The sequence below is a fragment of the Nitrospiria bacterium genome, from assembly GCA_035517655.1.
Classification (GTDB): Bacteria; Nitrospirota; Nitrospiria; order JACQBZ01; family JACQBZ01; genus JACQBZ01.
In genome coordinates this window covers 18,248-42,446 of the sequence record DATIYJ010000017.1, presented here as the reverse complement: position 1 = coordinate 42,446, position 24,199 = coordinate 18,248, and the positions used below count along the sequence as shown (strand labels likewise).

Sequence of the window (24,199 nt, the reverse complement as noted above, 5' to 3'; positions counted from 1 at the left end):
AAGCCCTGTTGTTGAATAAAGTTCAATTGAGCGGATCGTTCCATACGGGCCTCTTGTTTCCAATCTACTCCTTTCCTCGGCTTCTTTTCAATATCATCTATCCCTCGGCCGGCGCGGAGGAGGGGGTTAACGAAAATGCCGGATCATCTCATTGGCGTATCGCCGGTCTAATTTATCTCCGTTGCGATCCAGCCAGTCGCTCAATCGAGTTTTCCCGGCCGGCGGGTTCTTGGATACGAGAAGATTGTCCATCAAAGCACCCAGTTCGTCCGGTGTTAAAACGACATCGTTCATCATGATCCCGACAATCTTTAGGAGAAAAAGCGAGAGGCCGGGGCTCGCGTGAAATAGAATAGATCTACTCTTGATTTTATTTTTGATCAACCGGATCATTTCCTCAAATGTAAATGTCTCCGGATCGGCCGCGTCGATGATTTTGTTGTTCGCATTCTGTACAGCATTGACGGCCATCTCGGCCAGGTCATCCACGAAGATCGGCTGAACGCGATAGGTGCCACGTGACGGGACGGCGAATATCGGAAAACGCCGGAGGAGCCACGTGATATTGCTAACCAAGATTTCTTCTTCTCCGCCGTAGACCAAGGTCGGCCGGATGATCGCGTAGGGTAGCTTGGACTGTGCGATGATCTTTTCCAGAATCGCTTTTCCTCGGAAATAGGGATAGGGCGAATCTTCAGATGGATTCGAGACGCTCAGATGGACGAGCTTCCGAACGCCGGCGGCTTCGGCCGCCCTGATCAGACGCTTCGTATTCTCGACCGCTTTATTAAAAGAGACGTTGCCATGATCAAAGCGCACCCAGTAGGTGTTATAAAGCGTCTCGGCCCCTTGAAGATTTTTGATGAGTTCCTGATCGTTGTCAAAGTTGATGGGGAGAATCGAGACTTGATTGCCAAAGGGATTTGGACGGTTTAAATGGCCCGTTAAGATGCGGACCTGCCTTTCATTTGCTACAAGCCGTCGCGTGATGTATTTGCCGATATAACTAAGCCCGCCCGTTACGACGTTCATCTCCGACTCACGCATTACCTTAATTTAACATTAAGCCCCAATCCGTCGGCCAGCGCGGGGGAGGGGTGAATCTGTATTACAAATTAAACAAACATGTTCTTAGTCCAAGATCATTGGACAACTGGTAAGAAATAAGGCGGCCTGGCCACCGGTGATTCAGCCCAGTACTAGCCCGATATCGAAGGTTCCCGCGTAGCCTTCCTGCTGTTGGACCGGCTGAAGGATCAGCTCCTCTCCCCCGTCTTGAAAAATCCCGTCTTCTTGATTCCTCAATCGTCCTTCTCCCTTGGCGGCATAGGGAGCCTGCGAGTGGATCCGGTCGGTGAGCGCGTCGTCGAAATAGATCTGCGACGTAAACGCGTAGCCCCGCCGGGACTCGGGTTTCGTGCGGATCTTGAAATGGATATGGACGGCGCGGCCTGGATACCAACCGGGATAGATCGTCAGAAAGCGGGCCGTCCCGTCGGCGTCGGTGATCTGATAGCCGCGCAGGAACTTCTTCCCCCGCGTGTCGAAGGACCGGTCCCGAACGTCCCCATAAACGCCGAGCGCGTCGCAGTGCCAGACATCGACCATGGCGCCGGGGATCGGCGCGCAGTCCTCTCCGCGGATTTCATGGACGCGAAGCGCCAGCCGGAGCGGAAGGCCTTCCTTCACCGAACCGTCCGAGGGGTCCGACCGGATGTCGGAACGGTTGATCCGCTCGTCCACGAAATAAGGACCCTCCGTCTGCTCCGGCCTGACGATACAGGGCGGTTTCGCCGTCACGGCCGTGTTTCGGGACCACAACCTCCTCAGCCATCGTGGACTTGACGACCCGGGTCCGCAACCCGCCAGCAGCGCGGCCGCGGCGCCCATCAGGCCGAGCGCTTCCCGTCGGCTCAGGTTTCGATTCATGCGCGTGCCTCCGTAAACATGAAGATCATTCGTCTCTTTACGATTACGATCCCGTCGGGAGTTCGACTTTTAGAGACTGCTCGTAGGCTTCGAGCAGCGCGAGCGTGATCACGACGACCATGGGACCGAGCACGATTCCCAGCATTCCGAAGGCCTGCACGCCGCCGAGCAGGCTGATGAAGATCATGAAGGTCGAAAGACGCGTCCGGGATCCGATGATCAGGGGACGGAGCAGGTGGTCCGACAGGCCGACGATCACCGCGCCCCACACCGCGAGAAAAATCCCATGGGGCGCATCCCCCTGGAGCAGGAGGATGAGCGCCGCCGGAAGCCAGACCAGGAACGACCCCACGATCGGAATCAGCGAAAGGAAGCCCATCACGGCGGCCCACATCACGGCCGAGGGGATGCCGGCGATCCAGAACCCGACGCCGCCGAGGAAACCCTGGGCGATCGCCACGATGATGTTGCCGTACAGAATCGCCTTGACGGTCTGATCGACCTGGCCCAGGACCAATTCCTGGATCTCGTGTTTGATCGGCGTGATCTGTCGCGCCCAGCCCAGCCAGCCGGCCCCGTTTCGAAACAGGAAGAACGCCGTAAAGAGGCTGACGCCCGTGTGGAGCAAAAACGAGACGACGTTCCCCAGAATGCTGGAGAGCTGCGACGCGAGAAAGAGGCTGGCCTCCCTAGCGTTGCTGAGAAGGGTCGCTTGGAGGTTCCGGTCCGGGGCGGACTGCTGTCGGCGAACCCAGTCGAGCATCCAAAGGACGGCCGGATGCGACTGAAGCGCGGTCAACCAGGTCGCCTGGCCGCTTTGAATCTCGGACTCCAGGCGGCGGTAGACGGCCACGGCGTCGCTCACCACGAGCGACGACAGCACGAGCCCCGGGAGAACGAGGATGCACACCGCGATGACGGAGACCAGACCGGCCTCGAAGTTCGGCCAGCGGGGGATCCGACGGATCAAGCGCCGATGGACCGGCCAGAAGAGGTGGGTGATGATCATCGCCCAGATCACGGGCGCGAAGAGCGGCCGGAAGATTTCGTAAAGCAGCCAGGCCAGTCCGGCGGCGCCGACCATGCCCGCCCATAGGGGCAGGTTCAAGCGGGGCGGGGAGCTCATCGCATCGTATCGTTCATTTCGTTCATTCGGATTCATCCCCCGTGCTGCCGGAGCGGGCGAGGTCGTCCATGGTGATCTTCGAGGGCTCGAATTTGACGACGGTCTTGGTCATGCGGTCGATCACTTCATCGAAGCCGAGCGGCTCGGCGTCCTTGGGCCGGAAGCGGATCGGGTTGATCCGCGCGACGACGAAGCTTTTGAGATACGGGCTGGCCAGGCCCCGGGATTTCAGGGCCTCGACCTGCTTCGTCACCGCGTCGTCCAGCGCGAGCAACCGCGTCGCGCGGTCCTTCCGAATCTCCATCGCCTCGCGGATCGGTTTCGTCAAGAACTGTTCCACCCGCCGGAGGATCGGGTTGTACGCGCCGCCCGAGAAGCGCGGCCGGTCTTCGTAGCAGAAACCCAGCGTGATGAAGCCCGGCTCTTCGAATTCGAGCGCGTAGGCCTCCTCGTGAATGTCGTCGAATCGGGCCAGTTCCTTGTACATCCGGACGACCTCCAGCGATTTCTCGCGAAGGTTGTGCGCCTTCTCGGTGTTGAGCGCGAGGATCTGGTAGGCCGCCTTGGGCTCCGGCACGACGATCGCGACGATGCTCTTCGCGCCGAGCGTCCGCATCGCCGAGAGCCGGTGATGGCCGTTCGGCGTCCAGTACTTCACCGTCCCGCCGGCATCGTTCCGGACCGCGATGATCGGGTCGAGGAAGCGGCCGATCTTTCCGATGACGTTCTCCAGTTTCCGGACATGCGTCTCGGAGAGGTTCCGCTGGTAGGGCGTCGGCTCGACGCTCTCGATCGGCAGCGCGGCCAGCGCCAGCCAGTTTCCGCCGTAGGGTTCGCGATAGGTCGCGAGCGTTTTCCCGCCGTCGGCCTCGATAAGCCGGTGCAGCTCGGCGACGTTCGCCGGCGGCGCGGCGGCCAGCAGGTCGGGCGCGGAAAGTCCCGTCGAAACGCCGCCCGGTTTCTTGCGCCGTCTTCCGGCGCCGGGTTTGCGCGTCGTTTTGGTTTTCGATTCGGCCACGGGAACCTCGGTCTCGGTTCAGTCGGCGGAAGGGGAGAACGATGGCCGGATCATACCAATTCTGGCTCGATAAATCAATGAAGGAATGCGCCGCGGACCGAAAAAACGCTTGCGGTTTTTCGGCCTTTCCCGTATCATTTTCTCCATGACGGTATGCCATGCCTGCCGGAGGCCGGTTGCGGTCGGGAAGCCGCTTTCACGGACGGCGGTCTGCCCGAACTGTCGCGTCGATCTTCATTGTTGCAGGAACTGCCGGTTTCACGACCGGACGGTTCACAACCAATGCCGCGAGACCCAGGCCGAGTGGGTGGCCGATAAAGCGAAGGCCAACTTCTGCGACTATTTCGTTTTCGCCGAGGCGACCGGCCGGCCCGCCGCCGGCGGGGGCGCCGAGACGGTCCGGAAGAAGCTGGACGACCTCTTTAAGAAAACGGGATGACGTTTAAAGCCGAGCTGCTCATATTCGACCTGGACGGAACGCTGGCCGACACGAAGGACGACATCGCGACCTCCGTGAACCTGACGCTCAAGGAACTGGGTCTGCCCGAGGAAGCGCCCGGCGTGATCTATACCTACATCGGCAGCGGCGTCCGCCGCTTGATCCAGCAGGCGGTGGGCGAGGCGGAGGGCGAGCGGTTCCGCGAGGCCATGCGGATCTTCCGCGGCCATTATATGACCCACCTCCTCGACACCACGAAGCTCTACCCGGGCATCGACGGCGTGCTGGATCATTTCCGGTCCAAGAAAATGGCGGTCGTCACGAACAAGCCGCAGGCCTACGCCGACCCGATCGCCGCCGGCCTGAAGATCCGGAACCGCTTCGATCTGATCCTCGGCGGCGACAACGGCCTGCCGCTCAAGCCCGATCCGAAGATGCTCCTGACGGTCCTGGAAAAATTGTCGGCCGATCCGAAGCGGACCGTCATGATCGGCGACGGGCTTCACGACATCCACGCCTCGCGCGCGGCCGGGATCGCGGTCTGCGCGGTCGGGTACGGGCTGGGCGATCCGGACGAGCTCCGACGGGCCGGGCCGGATTTTTTTTGCGAGACGGTGGACGATCTGATGCGGGTGGTGGTCTAGGATGCGTAAGGTCCCCGGGCGCTCGCTGCCGCTTGTTCTTGTCCTTTCCCTGTTCTTATCGCAGGGAAGCCTCGCGCCGGTTCGTTCCGCGGAGGACATCCCTACCGCGGCGTCGGTCCGGCCGGCCGAAGTCGATCTGGCCGGGCGCGTGGTGGAGCACCGCTTTTCGAACGGCCTCGAGCTCGTGATGGTCGAGCGGCACGAGGCGCCGGTCGTTTCCTGCATGATTGCCTTCAAGGTCGGCGGGGTGAACGAGCGGCCCGGGATCACGGGCGTGGCGCATCTGTACGAGCACATGGCCTTCAAAGGGACGCGAACGCTGGGCACGAAGAACTACGCGAAGGAGGCCGTCGTTTTGAAGCGGCTGGACCGGGCCTGGAGCGATCTCCGCGCGGAACGGGGGAAGGGGCTTCGGGCGGACCCGGACCGGCTGGCCGATGACGAGAAGCGATTTCATGACCTGGAGCGGGAGAGCGAGCTGTACGTGATCCCGAACGAGATCGGCGAGATCTATGAGCGAAACGGCGCGGTGGGCCTCAACGCGACGACCGGGAAGGACATGACGCGCTACGTCGTGAGTCTGCCGTCCAACCGCCTGGAGCTCTGGGCCGCGATCGAGTCCGACCGGATGGCCCACTCCGTGCTGCGCGAGTTTTACAAGGAGAAGGAGGTCGTGCTCGAGGAGCGGAGGCTGCGCTACGACAACTCGCCCGCCGGCCGCCTGTACGAGGCTTTTTTGGCGGCGGCCTTCACCGCGCATCCCTACGGCATGCCGGTGATCGGCTGGACCTCCGATGTGCAGGCCCTCAGCCGCGCGCAGACCGAGGCCTTCTTCCGGACCTACTACGGGCCCGGGACCGCCGTGATCGCGATCGTGGGCGACATCGATCCCGCGTCGACGATCCGTCTGGTCCAGACCTATTTCGGGTCGATCCCGGCGCAGCCCCCGCCGCCGTCCGTCGTCACGGTCGAGCCGAAGCAGGCCGGCGAGCGGAGGGTGGAGGTCGAGTTCGACGCCGAGCCGTCCGTTCTGATCGGATACCACCGGCCGGCCCTGGACGACCCCGACGATCCCGTGTTCGACGTGATCGATTCATTGTTGTCGGGCGGCCGGTCCTCCCGGCTTTATAAAACGCTGGTCAAGGAGAAACAACTCGCCGTCTCCGTCTCGACGGGCGCCGATGTGCCGGGCGCGCGCTATCCCAGCCTGTTCATGATCCAGGCGGTCCCCCGCGCGCCCCACGCCACCGGGGAACTGGAAACCGCGATCGACGCCGAGCTTGGCCGTCTGAAGACGGAGCCCGTGCAGCCCCGCGAACTCCAAAAAGTCTTAAACAATCTCGACGCCGATCTGATCCGCTCCCTCGACTCGGACAGCGGGCTGGCCTCGCAACTCGGCGCGGCGCAGGCCATCGCCGGAACGTGGCGGTATCTTCTGGAAAACCGCGATGCGATCGCCCGGGTGACGGCCGAGGACGTGTTGCGCGTCGCGCGGCGGTATTTTGTCAAGAGCAATCGGACCGTGGCGACGCTGGTGAAAAAGGGCAATGAGTAGGAGGCCGCTGAAAAGATCCGGATGTTTATCGGATCGCAGTGGCACGGCGCGCCGTGCCCCTATGGCGGTCCTTCTCACCGGTCTTCTGTTCTTCATGGCTGTTTTCTCGGCCCTCGCCGCCGATCCCCGCACGATGGTCTTTCCGCCGGTCTCCTTTCATCCGCCCAAGGCCGAACGGGTCGCGCTGGAGAACGGGATGGTGCTCTACCTTCTGGAGGACCACGAACTTCCGCGGGTCCAGATCCAGGCGATGATCCGGACCGGCGGCGTTTACGAACCCTCGGACAGGATCGGCCTGGCCGGTCTGACCGGGATCGTGATGCGGAGCGGGGGCACCGCCTCGATCTCGGGCGACGCCCTGGACGAGGAGCTCGAATTCATGGCGGCGTCGCTGGGCAGCTCCATCGGCCCGGACGCCGGCGTTGCGTCGTTGGACGTCCTGAAGAAGGACCTGGACCGGGGCGTGGCCCTCTTCGCCGATATGTTGATGCATCCGGCCTTCCCGCAGGACAAGCTGGACCTGGCCAAACGGCAGGCGTTGGAGGCCATCCGCCGTCGAAACGACAACCCGGCCGGCATCGCCGGCCGGCGGTTTACCCAGCTGGTTTACGGGGCGGATCATCCCCTGGCGCGGGAAAGCACGGTCGAGACGATCGGCCGGATCACGCGGGACGACCTGGTCGCGTTTCACGCGCGCGATTATCATCCCAACGCGGTCATCCTGTCGCTGTCGGGCGATTTTGATAAAAAAGAAATGATCGAAAAGATCCGAAAGGCGTTCGCCGATTGGCCGACGGGCCCGACCGACCGCCCCGCCCTGCCGCCCGTCCGCGACCCGTTCAGGCCGTCCGTCAATTTGATCGAGAAGGATCTTTCCCAAACGCACCTTCGCATCGGGCATCTGGGCATCCGGCGGGACGATCCGGATTACATCGCGGTGTCGTTGCTGGACGATGTTTTGGGCGGCGGAGGATTCCGAAGCCGCTTGTTCCGGAAGGTCCGCACCCAGGAGGGCCTGGCGTATTCGGTCGGCAGTACGTTTACGCCCGGAAATCTGGAACGGGGCCTGTTCGTGGCCTACGGGGAAACCAAGGCGGAATCCACGTATCAGGCGATTTCGGCCGTCGAGCAGCAGATCCGACGGATCCGGACGGAGCCGGTCACCGAAGAAGAGCTCCGGCTCGCGAAGGACGCCTTCCTGAACTCCTTCGTGTTTTCTTTCTCGAACAGCGCGGAGATCGCCAACCGGCAGGCCTCGCTGGAATATTACGGGCTGCCGGCGGACTATTTGGAACGATTTCGGGACGGCGTCGTCCGGGTGACGCGCGAGGAGATATTGAAGGTGGCCCAAAAGCATCTCCGGCCGGACGCCTTGATCATTCTGGCGGTCGGACGCTCGGACCGCTTCGATCGGCCGCTTTCAAGCCTCGGGGCCGTGAACGTGATTCCTTTGGAGCCGTCCGGGGGGTCGACTCCGGAACCGGTGGGAGCCGCGCCGCCGCATTGATCTCTGGTCCCGGCGGCGGGTTCGTGCCGCCGCGGCCGAAGCGGCTCCAACCAAGAGGGCGCATAGCATGCGGTCCAAGCTTCTCGTGGGGCTGGTCCTGATTCTGCCCGTGGCGGCGGCCGTCGTCGCGATCGTCATGAACCGACCGATGCTGTCGGATCCGCCGGGTTTCATGAAGCGCCTCTCGATTTATTTGCGCTACAACACGGCCGAAACGACCGCGGATCCGCTCCTCCCCGAGCTTCGCATCCGGCATTACCGGCTGCCGGAGGAGACGGTGAAGACGGCGGTGGAGCGGACGATCCGGTCCCTCCCCCGGTGGAAAATGATCCGCGCGGAAGGGGACGTGGGCGCCTATCAGGCCGAGGTGTCGAGCTTGATCTGGCGGTTCCGGGACGATCTGTCCGTTCTGGTGACCGGCTCGCCGCAAGGCGAGGTCGAGGTCTACGTTTACTCCGCTTCGCGAATCGGCGTCGGGGATCTCGGGGCCAACCGCGTCCATATCCTCACGTTCTACGAAGCGCTGGAGCGGCAGCTCGGCGGGCGTTCTTAAGCCCCGGTCATAATAATGCTTGACGCGAAAAGAGGGATGGCTATAATAAAGACCGCTTTGTTTCATCGCTCCGAAACGCAGTCGGAGAAATTCAATCCGAAAAACTCATACCGAAAGGAGAGACGCATGGCGGATATTTTGGTGGTGGCATCGAAGGTGAAGAAATTTGTGCGGGAAAAGTCCGGGTTCAATACGTCGGCCGAAATTCTGGAGGTGCTGAGCCAGCGGGTTGAGAAACTCTGCCTGGACGCGATCGAGAAGGCCAAGGCGGACGGGCGAAAAACCGTGAAGTCGCGCGACCTCGAGCCGTAATCCTTTTGCGGTCTTCGACTCCCCTCAAACCGGGCGGACGGGCCGGTGGGGGACGGCGGGTTTCCCGCCGGGTCGGCCCGTCGCGTCGACCGCTTCAATGATCGAAGTGGGCGCCGCAGTTCGGGCAGACGGGATCGTCCGGATCGCAGGATTCGCCGCAGGAGGAACAGAAATATTCCTCTTCATCCGTTTCGTCGCCCAGATCGAACTCCCATCCGCATTCAGGACAGGTCCCTTCTTCCGGAATGACCTCGGACTCGCAGGCCGGACAGACCAGCACGTCTTCCTGATCTTCGGCAAGGGCCTTGTCCATCGCGGGATGAGGCTCTTCTTTTTGGTTTTCCCAGTCCAACAGCGCCCGGGCCTTTTCGATCTGGGACACGGGAACCCGGACCACCATGGCCTGGGAGCTTCCCATCGGGTTTTCTCCGTCCAGGGTGTAGGGCAGCGGCGCCGTCTCGTCGCTTTCAATCCGGCACGCCACCCCTTCTTTTTCCAGGAGGCGTCGGGTCTCTTTCACCTCGATCGGGTTGCCACGGATCAGCTCGACGTAGGCCTCGGTTTGCACCGGGCGCGTCGGCTTCCTGGCCAGGGCCTGCTTCTTGGAACCCGGGGCCGGTTTCAAATCGGGATGGTCGGTCTGAAGTTTGATCACGGAGGGGGGCAACAGTTCCCACTTGCAGTTTGGACAGACCAAAATATTGGAGCGATATTTTTTTTTGCAGTTCGGACAGATCAACATGGACGGACTCGATGCCCATTTTAACGCGCGGCCGCTTAAAAAGCAAACGGAAAGCGCGCCGCCGGCCGCTCTCCAAAGGGATCGGATCGGGTACGGTTGACTTTGCGACGGTTTTGTTTTAGGATGAGAATCGCCAAGCATGTTTTGATCGGCGGATCGACCGCGGCGAAAGCTTCGATCGATATGAATTCCGAGATACGATTCAATCAATCCCCGATGGAGATCCGCGTGATCGACCACCCCCTTCATCCGATACTCGTTCATTTTCCGATCGCCCTCCTCTTTACGGCCGTCTTCTTCGAGTTTTGGGGGTTTCTTTTCCCGCGCGAATCCTACCGCCAGTTCGGTTTATGGTTGCTGATCTTCGGCTTCGTCGGCGGCATCGTGGCCTCCGGGTTCGGGTGGTGGGCCGAAGACTCGGTGAAGGCGGCCGGGGTGCCGGAAGACGCGATCGACCGGCATGAGTCCTTCGCCGTGGCGACGCTGATCCTCTTCGGGGTCCTGCTGATCTTCCGCCGATGGGTCCGGGATCGCTGGTCTGTTCGGGTTCAAACGATTTATCTCACTTTGGCCGTGGCGGGACTTCTCCTGCTGGCGACCACCGGTTACTTCGGCGGCGACCTGGTTTATCGGTACGGCGCCGGGGTCCGGAAGCCGGCGGGAACGGCGATGTCTTCCCCCGAAACGGCGGCGCCTTCGACCGGTCCTGACGGACGGAAATGAGCGCCGTTTTCCACTTGACAATGTCTTTCGTATATATCATAGTAGCTGGCGGTTGTTAAACGTCCGATGGCCGAAGGACCTTCGGAGTATCCGCAGCGGGATCAAAGGAGAATCAGATGGGCGCGAAGCTTTACGTCGGTAATCTTTCGTATCAAGCGACAGAAAAAGAGATCAGCGATTTGTTCGCCACCGCGGGAACGGTGGCTTCCGTCAAGGTCATCACCGATGGTCAGACGGGGCGTCCGCGCGGGTTCGGGTTTGTGGAGATGGGTTCTTCCGAAGACGCTCAAAAAGCCATCGAGATGCTTAACGGGAAGAGTTTTATGGATAGAAGCCTGATCGTCAGCGAAGCCCGTCCCCAGCAGAAACGGGAACCCAGAGGCGGGGGATATGGCGGTGGGGGATACGGCGGCGGCCGCGGCGGCCGGGGGAGATGATCCACTTCCGGGATTGTCCCGCCCGGCGATCCGTTCCGGGCTTGTTCCGTCTTCGGCCGGCAGGCTCGCCTCAATGTCCCTCGTTTTCGGAATCCTCCATCCCTTTCGTCCCGGCCCCCTGAACCGAAAAATCGGCGCGTCGATCCCAGGACCAACGGTTCTTCGGTTCGTCCGGTGCAAGCGGCCCAAGGCCCTATGTTAAATTTCACCGAACTCCGGCCGGTCGGGATGCCCATCGGCTGTATCGTGGCCTTGCACGGCCGGGGTGTCCGGGGCGAGGATCTGGCCCCCCTGGCCGATGCGATCGCGCTCGACGGAATGCGGTGGATCTTTCCGGACGGGCCGATGGAGCTGCCGGTCATCTGGGGAGGACGGGCCTGGTATGAGATTCCGCCCCATCATCCGCGCGGCCTTCTTGAGAGCCGGACACTTCTATTTGAACTGATCGAATGGTTGGAGCGGCAGAAAATCCCGTCGAGACGCATCGCGCTGGCGGGGTTTTCGCAGGGGGCGGTGATGAGCCTCGACGTGGGCGTCCGCTATCCGAGGCGGATCGCCGGGATCGTCGCGATGAGCGGATACCTGGCCCGGCCCGAAACGCTGACGGCCGAGAAATCTCCGGCCGCGTCCGGTCTGCCGATCCTGCTGACTCACGGCAAGAACGACGAGGTGCTGCCGGTCGAGGGCGCGCGGGAGGCCGAGGCGGCCTTGCGCGCGGAAGGCTTCTCGGTCCGGCTCCGGGAATACCTCATGGGCCATGAGGTGATTCCGGAGGCGTTGTCCGAGATCCGGAAATTTATAAACCTGATTTTTGAGACCGAACCCCGAAACGGCCGGTCCTGACGTTCCCGATGAGTTTCCCCTTCTTTTTCAGTCTCCGGTCCGTCGACGCTCATCCGCGATGCGTCCTTGCCGCGTTGCTGATCCTTGTCGGGACGGCGCCGGCGATTCCCGCCCAAGCATTCGAACCGGCTCGAACCGCGGAGACCCTGCGGCCGGGGATCTTCCTGTTCTCGTCTCCCCGTCTGCACGATCCGAACTTTCTCCATTCCGTGATTCTTCTGGCGACCTACGGTCCCGAGGGGGCCTCGGGGGTGATCATCAATCGTCCCACCGACGTCCCGCTCGACAAGGCCCTTCCGGATATGAAAGGGATCCGGAAATTATCGAAGCCCATTTATTTCGGGGGGCCGGTCAACATGGACATGGTGCTGGTGCTGCTCCGTTCCGACTCGCCGCTGGAGGGGGCGCAGAAAATCCTCGGCAACATTTACTTCACGGCCAGCCGAAAGCTCCTGACCGATGCGCTTGAAAAGCCGGACCCGGACAGAACGGTCCGGGTCTATGCCGGTTACTCCGGGTGGGCGCCGATGCAGTTGGACGCCGAGTTCGTGCGCGGGGACTGGGTGATCATGGATGCGGATCCGGGAGCCGTTTTTGCGGAGGACCCGTCGAAGATCTGGCCGGCCTTCTTTGAGGGTCGGGAGAAAATCCAGATCCGCCTCCCGGATCCGTATCCGGACGGCGGGTTAGGCCGTCGCGGTTCGGTTCGGACGCTTTCCCCGGGCGGTCAACAATAATACCGGCCGCTCATACGGCTTCTCCCGGGATGGTGGAACAATGGTCCACCGCGATCTTCCATTGCGACCCCTCTTTGAGGAAGACATAGTTGCAGATTTGTTCGATCTCCTCCGGCTCGACCGAGCCGGCCTTAAGGCGGATCGATTCGTGGACGACCAGATAGGCCATGTCGCCGCTGATCCGGCTCCCGCGCACCCGGGGTTGGTAGCTGCAGTGCAGATCCTGAAGCGGTTGAATGGACTCTTTAATTTCCTTGATCGTTTCGTCGAGCGTCGTGAGGCGGCCGTCGTGGATGATTTGCGCGTCCGCCCGATAGTAATCGTGGAGGCGATCGACGTTGTCGCAGGAAGCCTGGTAGGCGCCCTCGAGAATCTTCACAAACGCCGCGTCCTTGGACGCGTCCGGGTCGGCGGCCCGCAGGGGACTTTCGCCGAGCGGGATACAGAGGGCTATGCATACAATCCATCGTCCAATGTTTGAGTACGGCACCGGTATCTCCTTTTTAAAGTTGGCTTTAAGGTTTTTTCATCCGACCCTGCGGGACCTTTTGGGAATCGGGTTCATTATACACGAAGACGGCCCTTTCCCAAAAGCCCTCCTGTCGCCCCCGCCCGGCGGACGGTCGGCGGCGCTTGACTCCGTCGCCGCGACCGCGTAGGATGAACCTCCGACGTTCCATGAATCCATTTCCCCAACTGGTTCCCAATTCCCGCTGCCTGGCCTGTGATGTCTGCTGCCGCTTTCCCGAGAAGGACAGCCCGCTGGCGCCGTATTTTACCGCGGAGGAAATCCGCCGAGCCGTCGAACGAGGCATCCCGCCGGAACGATTCGACGATCCGAAAGGCGGCCGGATCGAGCTGCTTCCCCATCCGCGCGGCGAGGGCTACATCTGTCCCGCCTTTGATCCGGCCGTAAACGGGTGCCGAATCTACGACGACCGTCCATTGGACTGCCAACTCTTTCCACTGGCCTTGATGTGGGATCCCTCCAAGCGGACGGTGCTCCTGGGGTTCGACCGCAAATGCCCTTTTATTGTAGAGACGTTCTTTGCCGCGGGGCCGTTTGAGTACGGCCGATCCATGGCCGTTCGACTGGAGACGGACGAAACGATCAAAACGCTTCGGGCGCACCCGGGACTGATCGGGGCCTACCAGGAGGACGTGATGATCCTGACGCCGCTGGCCCGTCTGAGCGAGGCCTTGACGGGTCGACCGGCCGCACACGGCGCGCGGGTTAACCCCGAGTCGGTCGGGTTGACCCCGTTGACCGACGCGGACCGCCCGCTGTTTGAGTCGGCCATGAGATGGACCCCGACGGAGCTGTCGAGTTATTCCTGGCCCGCGCTGACGGTCTGGAAAGACCATCTCCGGTATTACTGGGCGATCATCGGGCGGCAGTTCTGCCTCTTCGCGCGGTATGTCGACGGTCTTTTCATGCCCCTGCCGCCGATCGGGGAGACCCTGACCCATGAAGCCGTTCGACAATGTTTTGACCGGATGGACGCGATAAATTCCCATCCGGCGATATCCCGCATTGAAAATCTCGATGCGGGACAGGTTCCGGCGTTCGAATCGATGGGCCTTGTCGTCAAGCCGAAGGAACAGGAGTACCTGTATGACCGCGAGGCGCTGGTCCGACTGGCGGGCGATCGCTACAAAACCAAACGCTGGGCCTGCAACCGCTTCGTGCGGGAGCACCGCAAAGATCCCGTCCGGATTGAGCCGTACCGATCATCCGATCGGGACGACTGTCTGGACCTGTTTTCCCGATGGAAGAGACAACATGCCGAATCCGGCCGGTCGTCCGGAAATCAGGAGGAGGACCGAATGATGCTGGAGGACGCCGCGTCGGCCCATCGACGGGCGTTGGAAGAATCCGTGGGCTTGGGCCTTACGGGGCGCGTGGCGCGGCGGGGCGGGCGGATCGTCGGCTACACGTTTGGGTTCCGATTCCGGCCGGATATCTTTTGCGTGCTGCTCGAAGTGGCCGATCGGGAGGTCGCCGGTCTGTCGGCCTATCTCTTCCGCGAGTTCTGCCGGGAGATGTCGGGCTTTTCGACGATCCATGCGATGGACGACTCCGGCCTCGAGCGTCTCCGTGCGGCCAAGCTTTCCTACCATCCCTCGAAAGTCCTGACCTCTTATATCGCAACGCGGCCGGCGCGGTCCATTAAAAAAACTTGACAAGCGTTTTCCGGTATGGTAATGTTATGACGCTTTGTGAGCGAGTTTTTGTAGGGATTTACCGAACCGCAGAGGCTGAAGCAAGGCTCTGCGGTTTTTTTGTGACCCGCGGACGGCTCCAAGCGGGGATTCCTGATTGTCCATACCTTCAGAGAAACCTCAAACGATAATCTCATTCATACATAAGAAAGGGGTGAAAAAAGAATGGCAAAAGGCACTGTGAAGTGGTTTAACGCCAGCAAGGGTTATGGATTCCTGTCTCAGGAGGACGGCAAAGATGTGTTTGTGCACTTCTCCGCGATCCAAGGCGACGGATACAAGTCGCTTGACGAAGGTGAAGCGGTCGAGTTTGAAGTGACCCAGGGTCCGAAAGGCCCGCAGGCATCGAACGTGGTTCGGCTGTCGGCCCAATCGAGATAAGGCAAGCCTGTAAAAAAGCCCCCTGTCTTACGAGACAGGGGGCCTTTTGTTTCAAGCGGCCGCAGGGGATCGTAGATCAAGGGTTTTTGATGATGCCGGGCGGCTTACCTTCTTATTTTATAGACGGCGTCATGTTCACGAACATGGTCCGTGACCTTCAGTCCGAATTCTTCGCCCGCCTGGGCTCTCGGAATGGGTTGGTATTCGACCTGCATCGACTCCACGCGCTGTTGAAAATCGGTCGTGTGGCCTTTGATGTGAATGGTGTCGCCCACCTGGAGAGCCCCTTGATCCAGTTTGATGACCGCGACGCTCAAATGGGAGTAGTAATGCGTCACCAGGCCGACACGCTCTTCCGCGATCATCGGAGGAACGGTCGGAGCGGTTTTCCGCTTCACCGGTGTCCGGGGGGTTTTTACGGGTGTAATCGCTTTGGCTGCGGCGGGTCGGCGGGCCGATTTGCTGCTTCTTCGGGTCGTGCGCTTCCGGGTTACCTTCTTCCTGACCGATTTCTTTGCGGATTTCCTGGACGGTTTGCGGGCGATCTTTTTAATCTTTTTCGGTTTGGATTTCCGGGTTTTCTTGGGCATGCTGCCTCCTTTCTCAGAGTCGGGGTGATGAAGATCGCTGATTCAATGGAAGATACGTCTGCTCATGCGCGCCTTCGTAAATTTCGGTCGGACGAAAAATATGGTTGTCCTTCAGTTGTTCGATCCAGTGGGCCAGCCAACCGACGACCCGCGCCAGGGCGAAGACCGGCGTGAAGAGGTCTTTGTCGATCCCCATCTTCTCATACACAATTCCGGAATAGAAGTCAACATTAGCGTGAATGCCCTTGCTTGCGAGCAGTTCCGTTCCGACCCGCTCGGTCTCCTGTGCGATCTCGTAAAGGGGCGATTGGCCGTAGCGGGCGAACATCTTCTGCACCAGCGCTTGCAATATTACAGCCCGGGGGTCCTTCACCTTGTATTCCCGGTGTCCAAGGCCCATGATCTTCTGTTTGGCCGCGAGTTTCTTTTCGATGTACGGCCGGACATTGGCCACCGACCCGATTTCGCGAAGCATGTCCAGCACCTGCTCGTTGGCCCCCCCGTGAAGCGGGCCGGAAAGGGTCCCGATGGCGGAAGAAACGACGGTGTAAGCGTCGGCCAATGTGGAGGCCGCGACAAGGCCGCTGAAGGTCGAGGCGTTCATGGTGTGCTCGGCATGCAGGATCAAACAGGTGTCCAGAATTTCGGCCATCATGGGTTCCGGTTCTTTACCGGTCAGCATGTATAAAAAATTAGCCGCGTGGCTCAAATCCGCGCGGGGCGGAATCGGATCGTCCCCGTGGCGCATCCGGGCATGGGCCGCGACGATAATTGGAAATTTTGAGATCAGGCGCACCGCCGAATCGTATTGAACCTGCGGGTCCTGAACATTTTTAGCCGGGTAAAACATTCCGAGCGCCGCCACCGCGGCCTGCAGAGCGTCCATGGGATGTCCATGCTCCGGAAGGCATTTCATCAGGTCCGTGATCCGGTACTTGATCCGCCGGTGGGAACGGAGGTCCGTGCCGAAACGATCCAGTTCGGGCGGGGCGGGCAGGCGGCCGAAGAGAAGAAGATAGGCGGTTTCGATAAAGTGGCTCTTTTCGGCCAGGGCCTCGATCCGAAATCCCCGGTATTCAAGAATCCCCTTTTGGCCGTCAAGGTAACTGATCCTGGATTTCGCCGCGGGAACCCCGGCTAAACCGGGGGAATAATCGGGCATCGGCATCTCCTTTTTGGATAATTCTATCCGCAAGAGCCGATAAAAGCAACCGCGATGGGGATCGTTAGGGCAGGAAAACGCGAAGACGGTTGACCATCCCCATGGGCCGGATCTCCAGCCCGGAGATCGTCTTGAGGACCCGATCCCGCACATCGGGATGGCGCTCCATTCCCTCGAAAATCCGGTCCCGAAGCCATGTCAGGGGCGGCAAGGCTGTGTTCCATAACAGGGTGAGTTCATCGCCCATTCGTTGAAGACGCTCCACCGACGGCCGCCGTTCTAGCTCATAACGGTTCAGCCTCGCCTTGGGGAACCCTCCCGGGGTGAAGCTTTCCTGGATCACCTCGGCCAAGACCGCCGCATCTTCCATGGCCTGATTGCGGCCTTGAGCAACATGAGGATTCATGGCGTGCGCGGCATCCCCGATCAGCGCGACGCCGTCGGCCGTCCAGCGCTTCGCCCGGACCCGTACGCAGGGCATGTATCCTACCTGATCCCATGCGGTGACGGATCGCAGAGGTTCGGTCAATGCGGAGTCGATCTTGGCAATCGCCGCGGTCACCGTTTCGACACGGCGCTGCTTGATCGCTTCACGATCGGCGGCATCGATCATGTAAAAAAGATACAGTTCGCTGCCCGACACGGGGAACAGTCCGAGGATCTGGCCGCGTCCGACGTAGTACCGCGCATCGTTGGAGAACCCCGGCGGGCTCGGAACAACCATGGTAAGGTAACCTTCTCGATACGCATGCAAATGGGATCGAATTCCCATCGCCCGTCGGACCTTGGAATAGGCCCCATCCGATCCGATCACGAGCGGCGTGCGGAGTTCAAGGGTTCGGCCGTTCTGCTCGGCCCGGATGCCGACGACCGTATCATGCTCGAACAGCAGTTCTTGGAAGTCGGTTTCGGTCAGGAGGCGGGCGCGGCCGGCCTGTTCAAGTTGGTCCAAAAGAAGGTTCAGCAGATGATGCGGCCGCGTGATCAGTGCATAATTCCAAGGGGGAGGGAGCGTCTGGTAATCGACAGTGCAAAGCTTTCTGCCGCCGATGCGGTGGAAATGAAACCGGTGGACCGGATAGGCCGGAAGCGACTTGAGCTTATCCAACAATCCGAGCCGATCCAAGATCCGGAGACCGTTCGGCTGGAGAAGTTCCCCGCGGGCAATAGGAAGGAGCTTGGGCTGGCGCTCGACGATGATCACGGTCCGGCCGCCGCGGGCCAGAATCAGGGCCAACAGCAGACCGCCCATACCCCCCCCCACGATAACCGCATCGGCTGTTTCGCTTGAATCGATTATCCGGGGACCTTGATTCATGGAACCGCTTCTAGCTTCGGGGTGTGGTTTGAGGGGGATCGCCTCCAAACGGCGCGGATGTCCGACACTATAATGGGTTTGGTTCCGAAAATCAATCGCAGGGTTCCAATCGGTGGATGGCGGCCCGGATGGTCTGCGAACCGTCCCGATGGTTGGCCCGTGTTTTATGGCCGCCCGTGCTTGATTCGATCCGGTGAGACGTCGCTTGTCGGAATCTTGACCGGAACCAGCCGGATCATTAGGGTGTACAAAAAGATCAGTATCGCGGTGCCGATATAAAACAAGACGACGCCGAATACAACGATCGGATAAAGAGTTTGCAGGCGGGTTCCCGGCCTTCCATGGGGCATTATGAAACCCCCGCCGGGTTCAAGCGCCTGCGCCGTCGCGCCGGGGTGCCTTCCGGTCCGATCCGGCGGTTGTGAAGAATGACGGGATCGACGACTTCGCCGCAGATCAGACAACGCAGACCTTCAAAATTCAGACGCCCCGTGTCATCTCGAATATCCTGAAACCAATCCTCGACCATCAAACCACTGCAACGAGGGCAACGCATCGAAGACCTCCTTTCTTCGAGTTTTAATAAAATTGACCGACCAGTCGGTTGATCAAACCGGTAAAAAATTTTATACCCGGCAGGCCTCGACGATTCCTTTCAAGCTTTTGATGCAATCGCCTAGGATCCGCGGATCTTTGCGGGTCTTGACCAACATCGCCCCGCCCTCCCAAACCGCGACCATGAAGCAAGCCAGGGCTTTCGGGTCGATGGAAGGCGGGAGCTCGCCGTTCCGTTTTGCTTCCGATAGGAGTTTTTCCAGGCGGTTGCACCAAGCGTCAAAGACTTTGTTGATCTTCTTCCGGAATCCGTTGTGAATATCCGACATCTCCAGCGCAAAATTTCCAATGGGGCAACCGCCGCGGCAGCCCTGCTTGCGGAGATGCTTGCTGGAGGAGTCGAGCAGCCGGTAGATCCGCTCCATCGGGCGGCCCGGTCCGGCCAAGAACCGGTCGATCACTTCGGTCTCCTCTGCCAGGTAGCTGTCGATCACCGCGTATCCCAGTTCTTCCTTGCTCCGGAAATGGAAATACAGGTTCCCTTTTTTGATCTTGCTGGACTTCAAAATCTCATCGATGCTGGTGTTGGTGTATCCGTTGAGATAAAACAACTCCCGCGCGGTTCTAAGCAATTTTTGTTTTGTCAATTCGCCTTTGCTCGGCATAACCACACAGAAAAAACTGACCGGTTAGTCTATTTTGGACAAATTTTAGCACCGGCCTCAAGCCGTGTCAAGTCTTTTTTGATAACTGAGTAGGTTGCGTTTGCCGGCTTGACGGGCTATTGAACCAGGGCGGCGATGCGGCGGGCCTCTCGATCAAAGGCTTCGTCGTCAAGAACGGGCCGGCAGCCGGAAGTGGACAGCTCCCGTGTGAGATCGACCCACGATCGGCAGCCGGCGTAATGGGAGCGGATCGGCAACCCGAACGGTTGGGGAAGTTGAAAAACGCGCAGTAGAATCATATGGAGTCCCGGGGTCTGACCGTAGAAAAAACGCTTCCGCACTTCCTCGTTGTTCAGAATATGAAAAGCGGCCAGCGTTTGAATCCGATCCGGATCGGCGATCCAGAAAGCCCGATGTACGACGGCGTAATGGGACAAGGGCACCTGACCTTCCGGGGGCATGGATTCCAGTATCTGCTCCAGCTTCGCAGTCCAAGCCGGAACAATGCCCTTGCGTTGTTGATGAAGATAGGTCGGATAGAGAAAGAATTCGGTGTGCTGAACCGTAAAGCGCCTGTTCTTTTCGATGAGACCCCCCTTGCGCAGCAGCAGAACTTGTCGTCCCTCCGATAAGGACTTCAGAACGACGGCCCATTCTTTTAACGCGAAGCGGTTTGTGTCCTGCATCAAATTTTTCTTCGATCGGGCGTTAAGGCTGGGATTGAGGATCCGTGGTGAGGATGGATTTTTTGTATTCCGTACGCATCTCGGACTGGAGCCGTCCCATGCGGTATTCCTTCCGGTCAATAAACGTGGCGTATCGCAGCAGGGTCGGATGGAGGGATTCGACCTTGCGGCAGATCTCCTGAACCATGGATCGGTAATCGGGATGTCCCTGCGGCATTGTGCGAAGTTCGGCGATATGAACCAACTCCCGGAGATTCATCTTCATATACCATCGGACCCGGTAGGCGAACGGTACGATGTACTGGGCTTCCTGCGGAAGATCCGCGTAAATCCGGTCGTAGAGATCGGCTGCCTGAATCATGCACCGGTCGAAGTCCTTTTTAAATCCGATTTGGGCCAGCTCATCGGGTGTATCGTACCCGTGCTCTGTGCTGAAATCCTGACGCTCCTGCGACAGGATCCGGTGCCGATGAAGATCCCGATACATGCCAAGGTTACCGAGCAGGTCAAAGGTGTAATAAGCCTGCTCCAGCGCCCGTCCCGGTTTATCCCGCCGGTGCTTTCGGCGATCGAGATATGCATTCAGCAGCCGTGAGCGACGATCCAAGTCCCACGACTTGATCTCGGCCCGGAGCTGTGTCATCGGAAGCCGGGCATGCGGGTAAAGAATAGCCGACAATATTTTTTCTTCTGCGTCGGCATCGTAGTCCACCAGTACGACCGCATCGGATGGAGCCTTGTCTAGACCGATCGTCTGTTGTTGAGCGGATGCACGTGTATTTTGGTGCGTCTCACGGAGGTAGCTGTTGGGGCGGGCCCGTTTGACAAAGGAAGGAATCATCCCATTTAATTCAGCGTGCATCTGCTCGGCGAGCTGACGCATCTCGGTTAAGGGATGGGAATAAAATTTGGTCAATAAGTACTCAAACGCCTGCCCGGTGCCGAAGAACCCGACGTTGGTTTTTGTCGAGGCGGGAAGGTAACCCCGGAGAATATCGCAGGCATGCGCGCGGATCGTGCCTCGGTAGGCGGTTTGAGCCCATTTTTTCAGTTCGGCTTCGCGTTCGATATCCGTATAGGTCAACGTCTCGCCTGTTTGAGGATGTTTAAAAGGCATTTCAGTGATAGGCAGACGCCGGGTAATAAAATCGATCATGGGATCCATCTGCCGGGCGTAGGTCTGAAAGAGCAGATTCATCACTTCAAGGTAACTTGAGGCATGCCTTGAGGCCATGATACGGGGTTCTTTGTAGAACAGATATTCGTTTTCGGAATCTTTTTTATCGAATCGAACATACCGCGTGGACTTCTCCAGTGGCGCGAGGCCGATCCGTGCATCTTCGATCAGATTGGCCGCAACGTTGGAGATTCCTTCGCATGCGATGTGTGCTCCGCCCAATTGGGCGACGGAATCGTCTCCGTAACCGACGAGGACACGATCGTAAAAAGCGCGCGCTTTTTTCAGGGAGTCAGTATCGTCAGGTGCCGGCGGCGCATGGAACGCTCCGAATTCGCCTAAAAATTCGTCTAAGAAAACCCGACGGAGATCTTTGGACGACCGGCTGTATCGTGAAAAAAGCGCTCCGGCTACTTCCTGTGGGAGCTTAAGACCAAAAGTATCCCGATCGAGATTCGTAAAAAATGGCAAGAGGCGTTCGCGTTCTTGGGATGAGAAGGATGCGTTTGACATGGCAGAAGCCCTTCTTACTTGATTCCGGCTTCTCGCTGCAGCCAGCGGATGTAGCCGACAATCTCTTTCAGTTCCGCCTCCGACACCGCCTGGATCTTCGGCATGTCGCCGAAGCTCCAGTGGTGGGCCCGGACACCTATCCGTGGCGCGAGAAGAAAGGCTGAATCGCCATGATGATCCGGCGCATAGATTCGGCTGAGGAAGCTCGGACCATGGTCCGTTCCGGTCGCCCCCTTCCCATGGCACATTGCGCAGTACCGATTGAAGGCGGCTTCACCATTTGTGTGTTCTTCCGGCGCCTTAGCGTTAATCACGGTCGTGGGATTTCCTGGTTCGTCCGTGTTGCAACCGGGCAGCAACCAAAGGATGACCAAGATGGATACCGCTATCCAACGAGTCATCCGGAGCGAATCCCCCCGTTTCTTATCGATGAGGTTAAAGAATCGAAATTTCCGTTAATTCGGATTCCCATGATACCGGGCATCTTCCAGGCTGTCAAGGACGTTTTCCCATTCGGGTTTAGGACAATTGCGCTAGGAATAGGAACGAGGTATACTTAAATCAATATCCATACGTTCTTGGTCCTGATAATGTGAGGAGTTATGCGCTGTCCGGCATGCGGGCACGAAGAAAGAAGCGGCGACGTTTGTTCGCAGTGCGCCACACCGTTGTCGGTCACGGAAGAAAAACCGGTTCTGCCCAATCCCGCCCCAACCAAACAATCCGCCAAACCGGCACCGGGCCCGCCGAAAGAAGGGAAGCACAGGCCGCGTCCCCTGCATGACCTGGATCTGACCCTCCCTGAACTAGAGGTTCAACATCTCGAACCGCCTAAGCCGCTGAAAGAAAGAGGTAGAATGGACCCGTCTATTTCGGTGTCGGATCGACGGGAACGGGTTGAAAACTCCGGGGCTCAAGCAGAGACAAATTCAAGATCTGGAGCCGGGCCCTCGAGGGATCCCCGGGGATCTCCAACCGGCGGTCGGTTGGATTTCTCTTCTTTTATTCTTTCGGTTGGGGCTTCCGCATTGATGGCCATAGGACAGGCCCGGGTTCCCGGTGTACCCGCGATTCCAGGTTCGACCCCGCCGGTTGATCTTGTACAAGCCCGGGAACTGATTGACTTGCTTGGAATGCTCGAGGAAAAGACCAAGGGCAATCTGACAAAAAGCGAGTCCGAATTACTTCAACAAACCCTCTACAGCCTTCGCTTGAAATTTATCGAGGTTTCAAAGAAAACATAACCGATAAGATTAATGAGCGAGGCCCGCTGAAAAAGAGGGACTCTTGTTATGTGAACGGGGAACCGCTTTTACCTGCAGATGCGTGAATTATGATTTGGGACAGGCCCGATAAAGATCGCCCGCCAGCCCCACTGTACGCAGGCTGAAAATCAACCATTTCGACGGATCGAAATTATACCACTTGGGGCCGTTGCGATAATCCTTGGGGTAGGTGTGGTGGTAGTTGTGATAGCCTTCGCCAAACGTGATGAGAGAGATCCACCAACTATCCCGGCTGCTGTTGTTTGTTCCGTTGGGCTGATCCCCCCACATATGACAGATCGAGTTGATGCAGAACGTTGAGTTGAGCACCAGAAAGGCCCTGCCCACACCCGCCAGAAGGAAGCAACCCAGGCCACCCATCCATCCTCCATGTAAAAATCCCGCCAAAAAAGGCAGTGCGAAGCCGGAAATGAGAATGGGAATATAGAATTCATCCTGCCAAACGATCAACCGATCTTTTTTGAATTGGGTCGTGTATTTATCATCAGCAAAAGGGTCTTTCATAAATAACCAGAAGACATGACTGTGCCAGAAGCCCTTGGTGGCGTTGTAGGGATCTTCTTCTTGATCCACCTTGGCATGATGTCGCACATGGTCGGCCGACCACTTCAAGGCCGAATTCTGAAACGCCCACCCCCCGGCGATGAGAAGAATGATTTTCACGGGATCCGGACAATTAAAGCTCCGATGAGAAATCAGGCGATGGTATCCTACCGTGATGCCCAGGCCGGTTACGATATACAGGATCCCGAACATGGTCCAATCCAGACCCGTAAAACCATGTATGAAACCAAAAATAGGGACCCCGACCAAAGCGACAAGTACGGTGATTGAAAACAATGTGATCGCGAGATAGTCTGTCGGTCTCGCAAGTGTTTCTGTTGCGGCAAGCGATCGATTCATTCCAGTCTCCTCAATATATTCCAGACACACGAAACCGCCCCCCATAACCGAAACATCACGAAGGGCGGTTTCCGTTATTTGCAGATCAACTATATCAGTTTAAGCAATTCCCGTCAAGTCTCAATATGAATCTATCCTCAATCAGGTTTTCAGGGCTTGGGGTGTTGCAAAACCC

The 24,199-nt window shown here is 59.1% G+C and carries 28 protein-coding genes; 13 read left to right on the top strand and 15 right to left on the bottom strand.

Annotated features, from left to right (window positions below):
• Positions 1 to 126: 126 nt before the first annotated feature.
• The 4 genes from VLY20_03710 to VLY20_03695 form a co-directional block, all read right to left on the bottom strand.
• Complete coding sequence (locus VLY20_03710; protein ID HUK55743.1) at positions 127 to 1,032, bottom strand: NAD-dependent epimerase/dehydratase family protein; 906 nt, start codon at positions 1,030 to 1,032, stop codon at positions 127 to 129.
• A gap of 156 nt (positions 1,033 to 1,188) precedes the next feature.
• Positions 1,189 to 1,929: an intradiol ring-cleavage dioxygenase gene (locus VLY20_03705; GenBank protein ID HUK55742.1), complete on the bottom strand. Its 741-nt coding sequence runs from the start codon at positions 1,927 to 1,929 to the stop codon at positions 1,189 to 1,191.
• 43 nt (positions 1,930 to 1,972) lie between these two features.
• Positions 1,973 to 3,055: an AI-2E family transporter gene (locus VLY20_03700; protein HUK55741.1), complete on the bottom strand. Its 1,083-nt coding sequence runs from the start codon at positions 3,053 to 3,055 to the stop codon at positions 1,973 to 1,975.
• A gap of 22 nt (positions 3,056 to 3,077) precedes the next feature.
• Positions 3,078 to 4,073 carry a ParB N-terminal domain-containing protein gene (locus VLY20_03695; protein ID HUK55740.1) on the bottom strand — a complete coding sequence of 332 codons (996 nt, stop codon included), beginning with the start codon at positions 4,071 to 4,073 and terminating at the stop codon, positions 3,078 to 3,080.
• 85 nt (positions 4,074 to 4,158) lie between these two features.
• Here VLY20_03695 and VLY20_03690 point away from each other — a divergent pair, with 85 nt between their 5' ends.
• From VLY20_03690 to VLY20_03665, 6 genes are all read left to right on the top strand, one after another.
• Entirely contained in the window at positions 4,159 to 4,512 is a 354-nt protein-coding gene (locus VLY20_03690) for a hypothetical protein (protein ID HUK55739.1), read from the top strand.
• Entirely contained in the window at positions 4,509 to 5,156 is a 648-nt protein-coding gene (locus tag VLY20_03685; protein ID HUK55738.1) for an HAD-IA family hydrolase, read from the top strand. Before VLY20_03690 ends, VLY20_03685 begins: the two co-directional genes overlap by 4 nt.
• Position 5,157: 1 nt before the next feature.
• Entirely contained in the window at positions 5,158 to 6,711 is a 1,554-nt protein-coding gene (locus tag VLY20_03680; protein ID HUK55737.1) for a pitrilysin family protein, read from the top strand.
• 61 nt (positions 6,712 to 6,772) lie between these two features.
• Positions 6,773 to 8,218, top strand: a complete 1,446-nt coding sequence (locus VLY20_03675) for a pitrilysin family protein (protein ID HUK55736.1) — start codon at positions 6,773 to 6,775, stop codon at positions 8,216 to 8,218.
• A 67-nt stretch (positions 8,219 to 8,285) separates the two neighbouring features.
• Complete coding sequence (locus VLY20_03670) at positions 8,286 to 8,771, top strand: DUF1499 domain-containing protein (protein ID HUK55735.1); 486 nt, start codon at positions 8,286 to 8,288, stop codon at positions 8,769 to 8,771.
• Between the two features lie 126 nt (positions 8,772 to 8,897).
• Entirely contained in the window at positions 8,898 to 9,083 is a 186-nt protein-coding gene (locus VLY20_03665; GenBank protein ID HUK55734.1) for a hypothetical protein, read from the top strand.
• Positions 9,084 to 9,177: 94 nt separating this feature from the next.
• Here VLY20_03665 and VLY20_03660 read toward each other — a convergent pair whose 3' ends face one another.
• Positions 9,178 to 9,825 (bottom strand): zinc ribbon domain-containing protein, encoded by a 648-nt coding sequence (locus tag VLY20_03660; protein HUK55733.1) that lies wholly within the window; start codon positions 9,823 to 9,825, stop codon positions 9,178 to 9,180.
• A gap of 123 nt (positions 9,826 to 9,948) precedes the next feature.
• Between VLY20_03660 and VLY20_03655 the strand changes: the two genes are divergently transcribed.
• The 4 genes from VLY20_03655 (at position 9,949) to VLY20_03640 (ending at position 12,565) form a co-directional block, all read left to right on the top strand.
• Complete coding sequence (locus tag VLY20_03655; protein HUK55732.1) at positions 9,949 to 10,548, top strand: DUF2231 domain-containing protein; 600 nt, start codon at positions 9,949 to 9,951, stop codon at positions 10,546 to 10,548.
• A gap of 116 nt (positions 10,549 to 10,664) precedes the next feature.
• Positions 10,665 to 10,985 carry an RNA-binding protein gene (locus VLY20_03650; GenBank protein ID HUK55731.1) on the top strand — a complete coding sequence of 107 codons (321 nt, stop codon included), beginning with the start codon at positions 10,665 to 10,667 and terminating at the stop codon, positions 10,983 to 10,985.
• A 195-nt stretch (positions 10,986 to 11,180) separates the two neighbouring features.
• Positions 11,181 to 11,828: a dienelactone hydrolase family protein gene (locus tag VLY20_03645; GenBank protein HUK55730.1), complete on the top strand. Its 648-nt coding sequence runs from the start codon at positions 11,181 to 11,183 to the stop codon at positions 11,826 to 11,828.
• Positions 11,829 to 11,836: 8 nt separating this feature from the next.
• Positions 11,837 to 12,565 (top strand): YqgE/AlgH family protein, encoded by a 729-nt coding sequence (locus tag VLY20_03640; GenBank protein HUK55729.1) that lies wholly within the window; start codon positions 11,837 to 11,839, stop codon positions 12,563 to 12,565.
• Between the two features lie 10 nt (positions 12,566 to 12,575).
• Here VLY20_03640 and VLY20_03635 read toward each other — a convergent pair whose 3' ends face one another.
• Complete coding sequence (locus VLY20_03635) at positions 12,576 to 13,055, bottom strand: nuclear transport factor 2 family protein (protein ID HUK55728.1); 480 nt, start codon at positions 13,053 to 13,055, stop codon at positions 12,576 to 12,578.
• Between the two features lie 188 nt (positions 13,056 to 13,243).
• Here VLY20_03635 and VLY20_03630 point away from each other — a divergent pair, with 188 nt between their 5' ends.
• Positions 13,244 to 14,749, top strand: coding sequence for a phosphatidylglycerol lysyltransferase domain-containing protein (locus tag VLY20_03630; GenBank protein ID HUK55727.1), 1,506 nt, complete (start codon positions 13,244 to 13,246; stop codon positions 14,747 to 14,749).
• Between the two features lie 204 nt (positions 14,750 to 14,953).
• The gene (locus VLY20_03625) at positions 14,954 to 15,169 is read left to right on the top strand and encodes a cold-shock protein (GenBank protein HUK55726.1); all 216 of its coding nucleotides are present in this window, start codon (positions 14,954 to 14,956) and stop codon (positions 15,167 to 15,169) included.
• A 104-nt stretch (positions 15,170 to 15,273) separates the two neighbouring features.
• On the opposite strand, the gene VLY20_03620 is transcribed toward VLY20_03625, so the two are convergent.
• The 8 genes from VLY20_03620 to VLY20_03585 all read right to left on the bottom strand — a co-directional run bounded on the left by VLY20_03620 (position 15,274) and on the right by VLY20_03585 (position 22,149).
• Complete coding sequence (locus VLY20_03620; protein HUK55725.1) at positions 15,274 to 15,759, bottom strand: hypothetical protein; 486 nt, start codon at positions 15,757 to 15,759, stop codon at positions 15,274 to 15,276.
• Positions 15,760 to 15,772: 13 nt separating this feature from the next.
• Positions 15,773 to 16,927, bottom strand: coding sequence for a citrate synthase (locus tag VLY20_03615; GenBank protein HUK55724.1), 1,155 nt, complete (start codon positions 16,925 to 16,927; stop codon positions 15,773 to 15,775).
• A 58-nt stretch (positions 16,928 to 16,985) separates the two neighbouring features.
• Positions 16,986 to 18,239, bottom strand: a complete 1,254-nt coding sequence (locus tag VLY20_03610) for an NAD(P)/FAD-dependent oxidoreductase (GenBank protein ID HUK55723.1) — start codon at positions 18,237 to 18,239, stop codon at positions 16,986 to 16,988.
• A gap of 349 nt (positions 18,240 to 18,588) precedes the next feature.
• Positions 18,589 to 18,795, bottom strand: coding sequence for a hypothetical protein (locus VLY20_03605; protein HUK55722.1), 207 nt, complete (start codon positions 18,793 to 18,795; stop codon positions 18,589 to 18,591).
• Positions 18,796 to 18,865: 70 nt separating this feature from the next.
• Positions 18,866 to 19,459 (bottom strand): TetR family transcriptional regulator C-terminal domain-containing protein, encoded by a 594-nt coding sequence (locus VLY20_03600; GenBank protein HUK55721.1) that lies wholly within the window; start codon positions 19,457 to 19,459, stop codon positions 18,866 to 18,868.
• A gap of 116 nt (positions 19,460 to 19,575) precedes the next feature.
• Positions 19,576 to 20,145, bottom strand: a complete 570-nt coding sequence (locus tag VLY20_03595; GenBank protein HUK55720.1) for a DUF1802 family protein — start codon at positions 20,143 to 20,145, stop codon at positions 19,576 to 19,578.
• Between the two features lie 22 nt (positions 20,146 to 20,167).
• Entirely contained in the window at positions 20,168 to 21,835 is a 1,668-nt protein-coding gene (locus VLY20_03590) for an FAD-dependent thymidylate synthase (GenBank protein HUK55719.1), read from the bottom strand.
• A 14-nt stretch (positions 21,836 to 21,849) separates the two neighbouring features.
• The gene (locus tag VLY20_03585) at positions 21,850 to 22,149 is read right to left on the bottom strand and encodes a cytochrome c (protein HUK55718.1); all 300 of its coding nucleotides are present in this window, start codon (positions 22,147 to 22,149) and stop codon (positions 21,850 to 21,852) included.
• A 672-nt stretch (positions 22,150 to 22,821) separates the two neighbouring features.
• Between VLY20_03585 and VLY20_03580 the strand changes: the two genes are divergently transcribed.
• Positions 22,822 to 23,079: a DUF1844 domain-containing protein gene (locus VLY20_03580; GenBank protein HUK55717.1), complete on the top strand. Its 258-nt coding sequence runs from the start codon at positions 22,822 to 22,824 to the stop codon at positions 23,077 to 23,079.
• An 87-nt stretch (positions 23,080 to 23,166) separates the two neighbouring features.
• Here the strand turns inward: VLY20_03580 and VLY20_03575 are convergent, their stop codons facing one another.
• On the bottom strand, positions 23,167 to 24,024 hold the full coding sequence (locus VLY20_03575; GenBank protein HUK55716.1) for a fatty acid desaturase: 858 nt from the start codon (positions 24,022 to 24,024) through the stop codon (positions 23,167 to 23,169).
• Between the last annotated feature and the right edge of the window lie 175 nt (positions 24,025 to 24,199).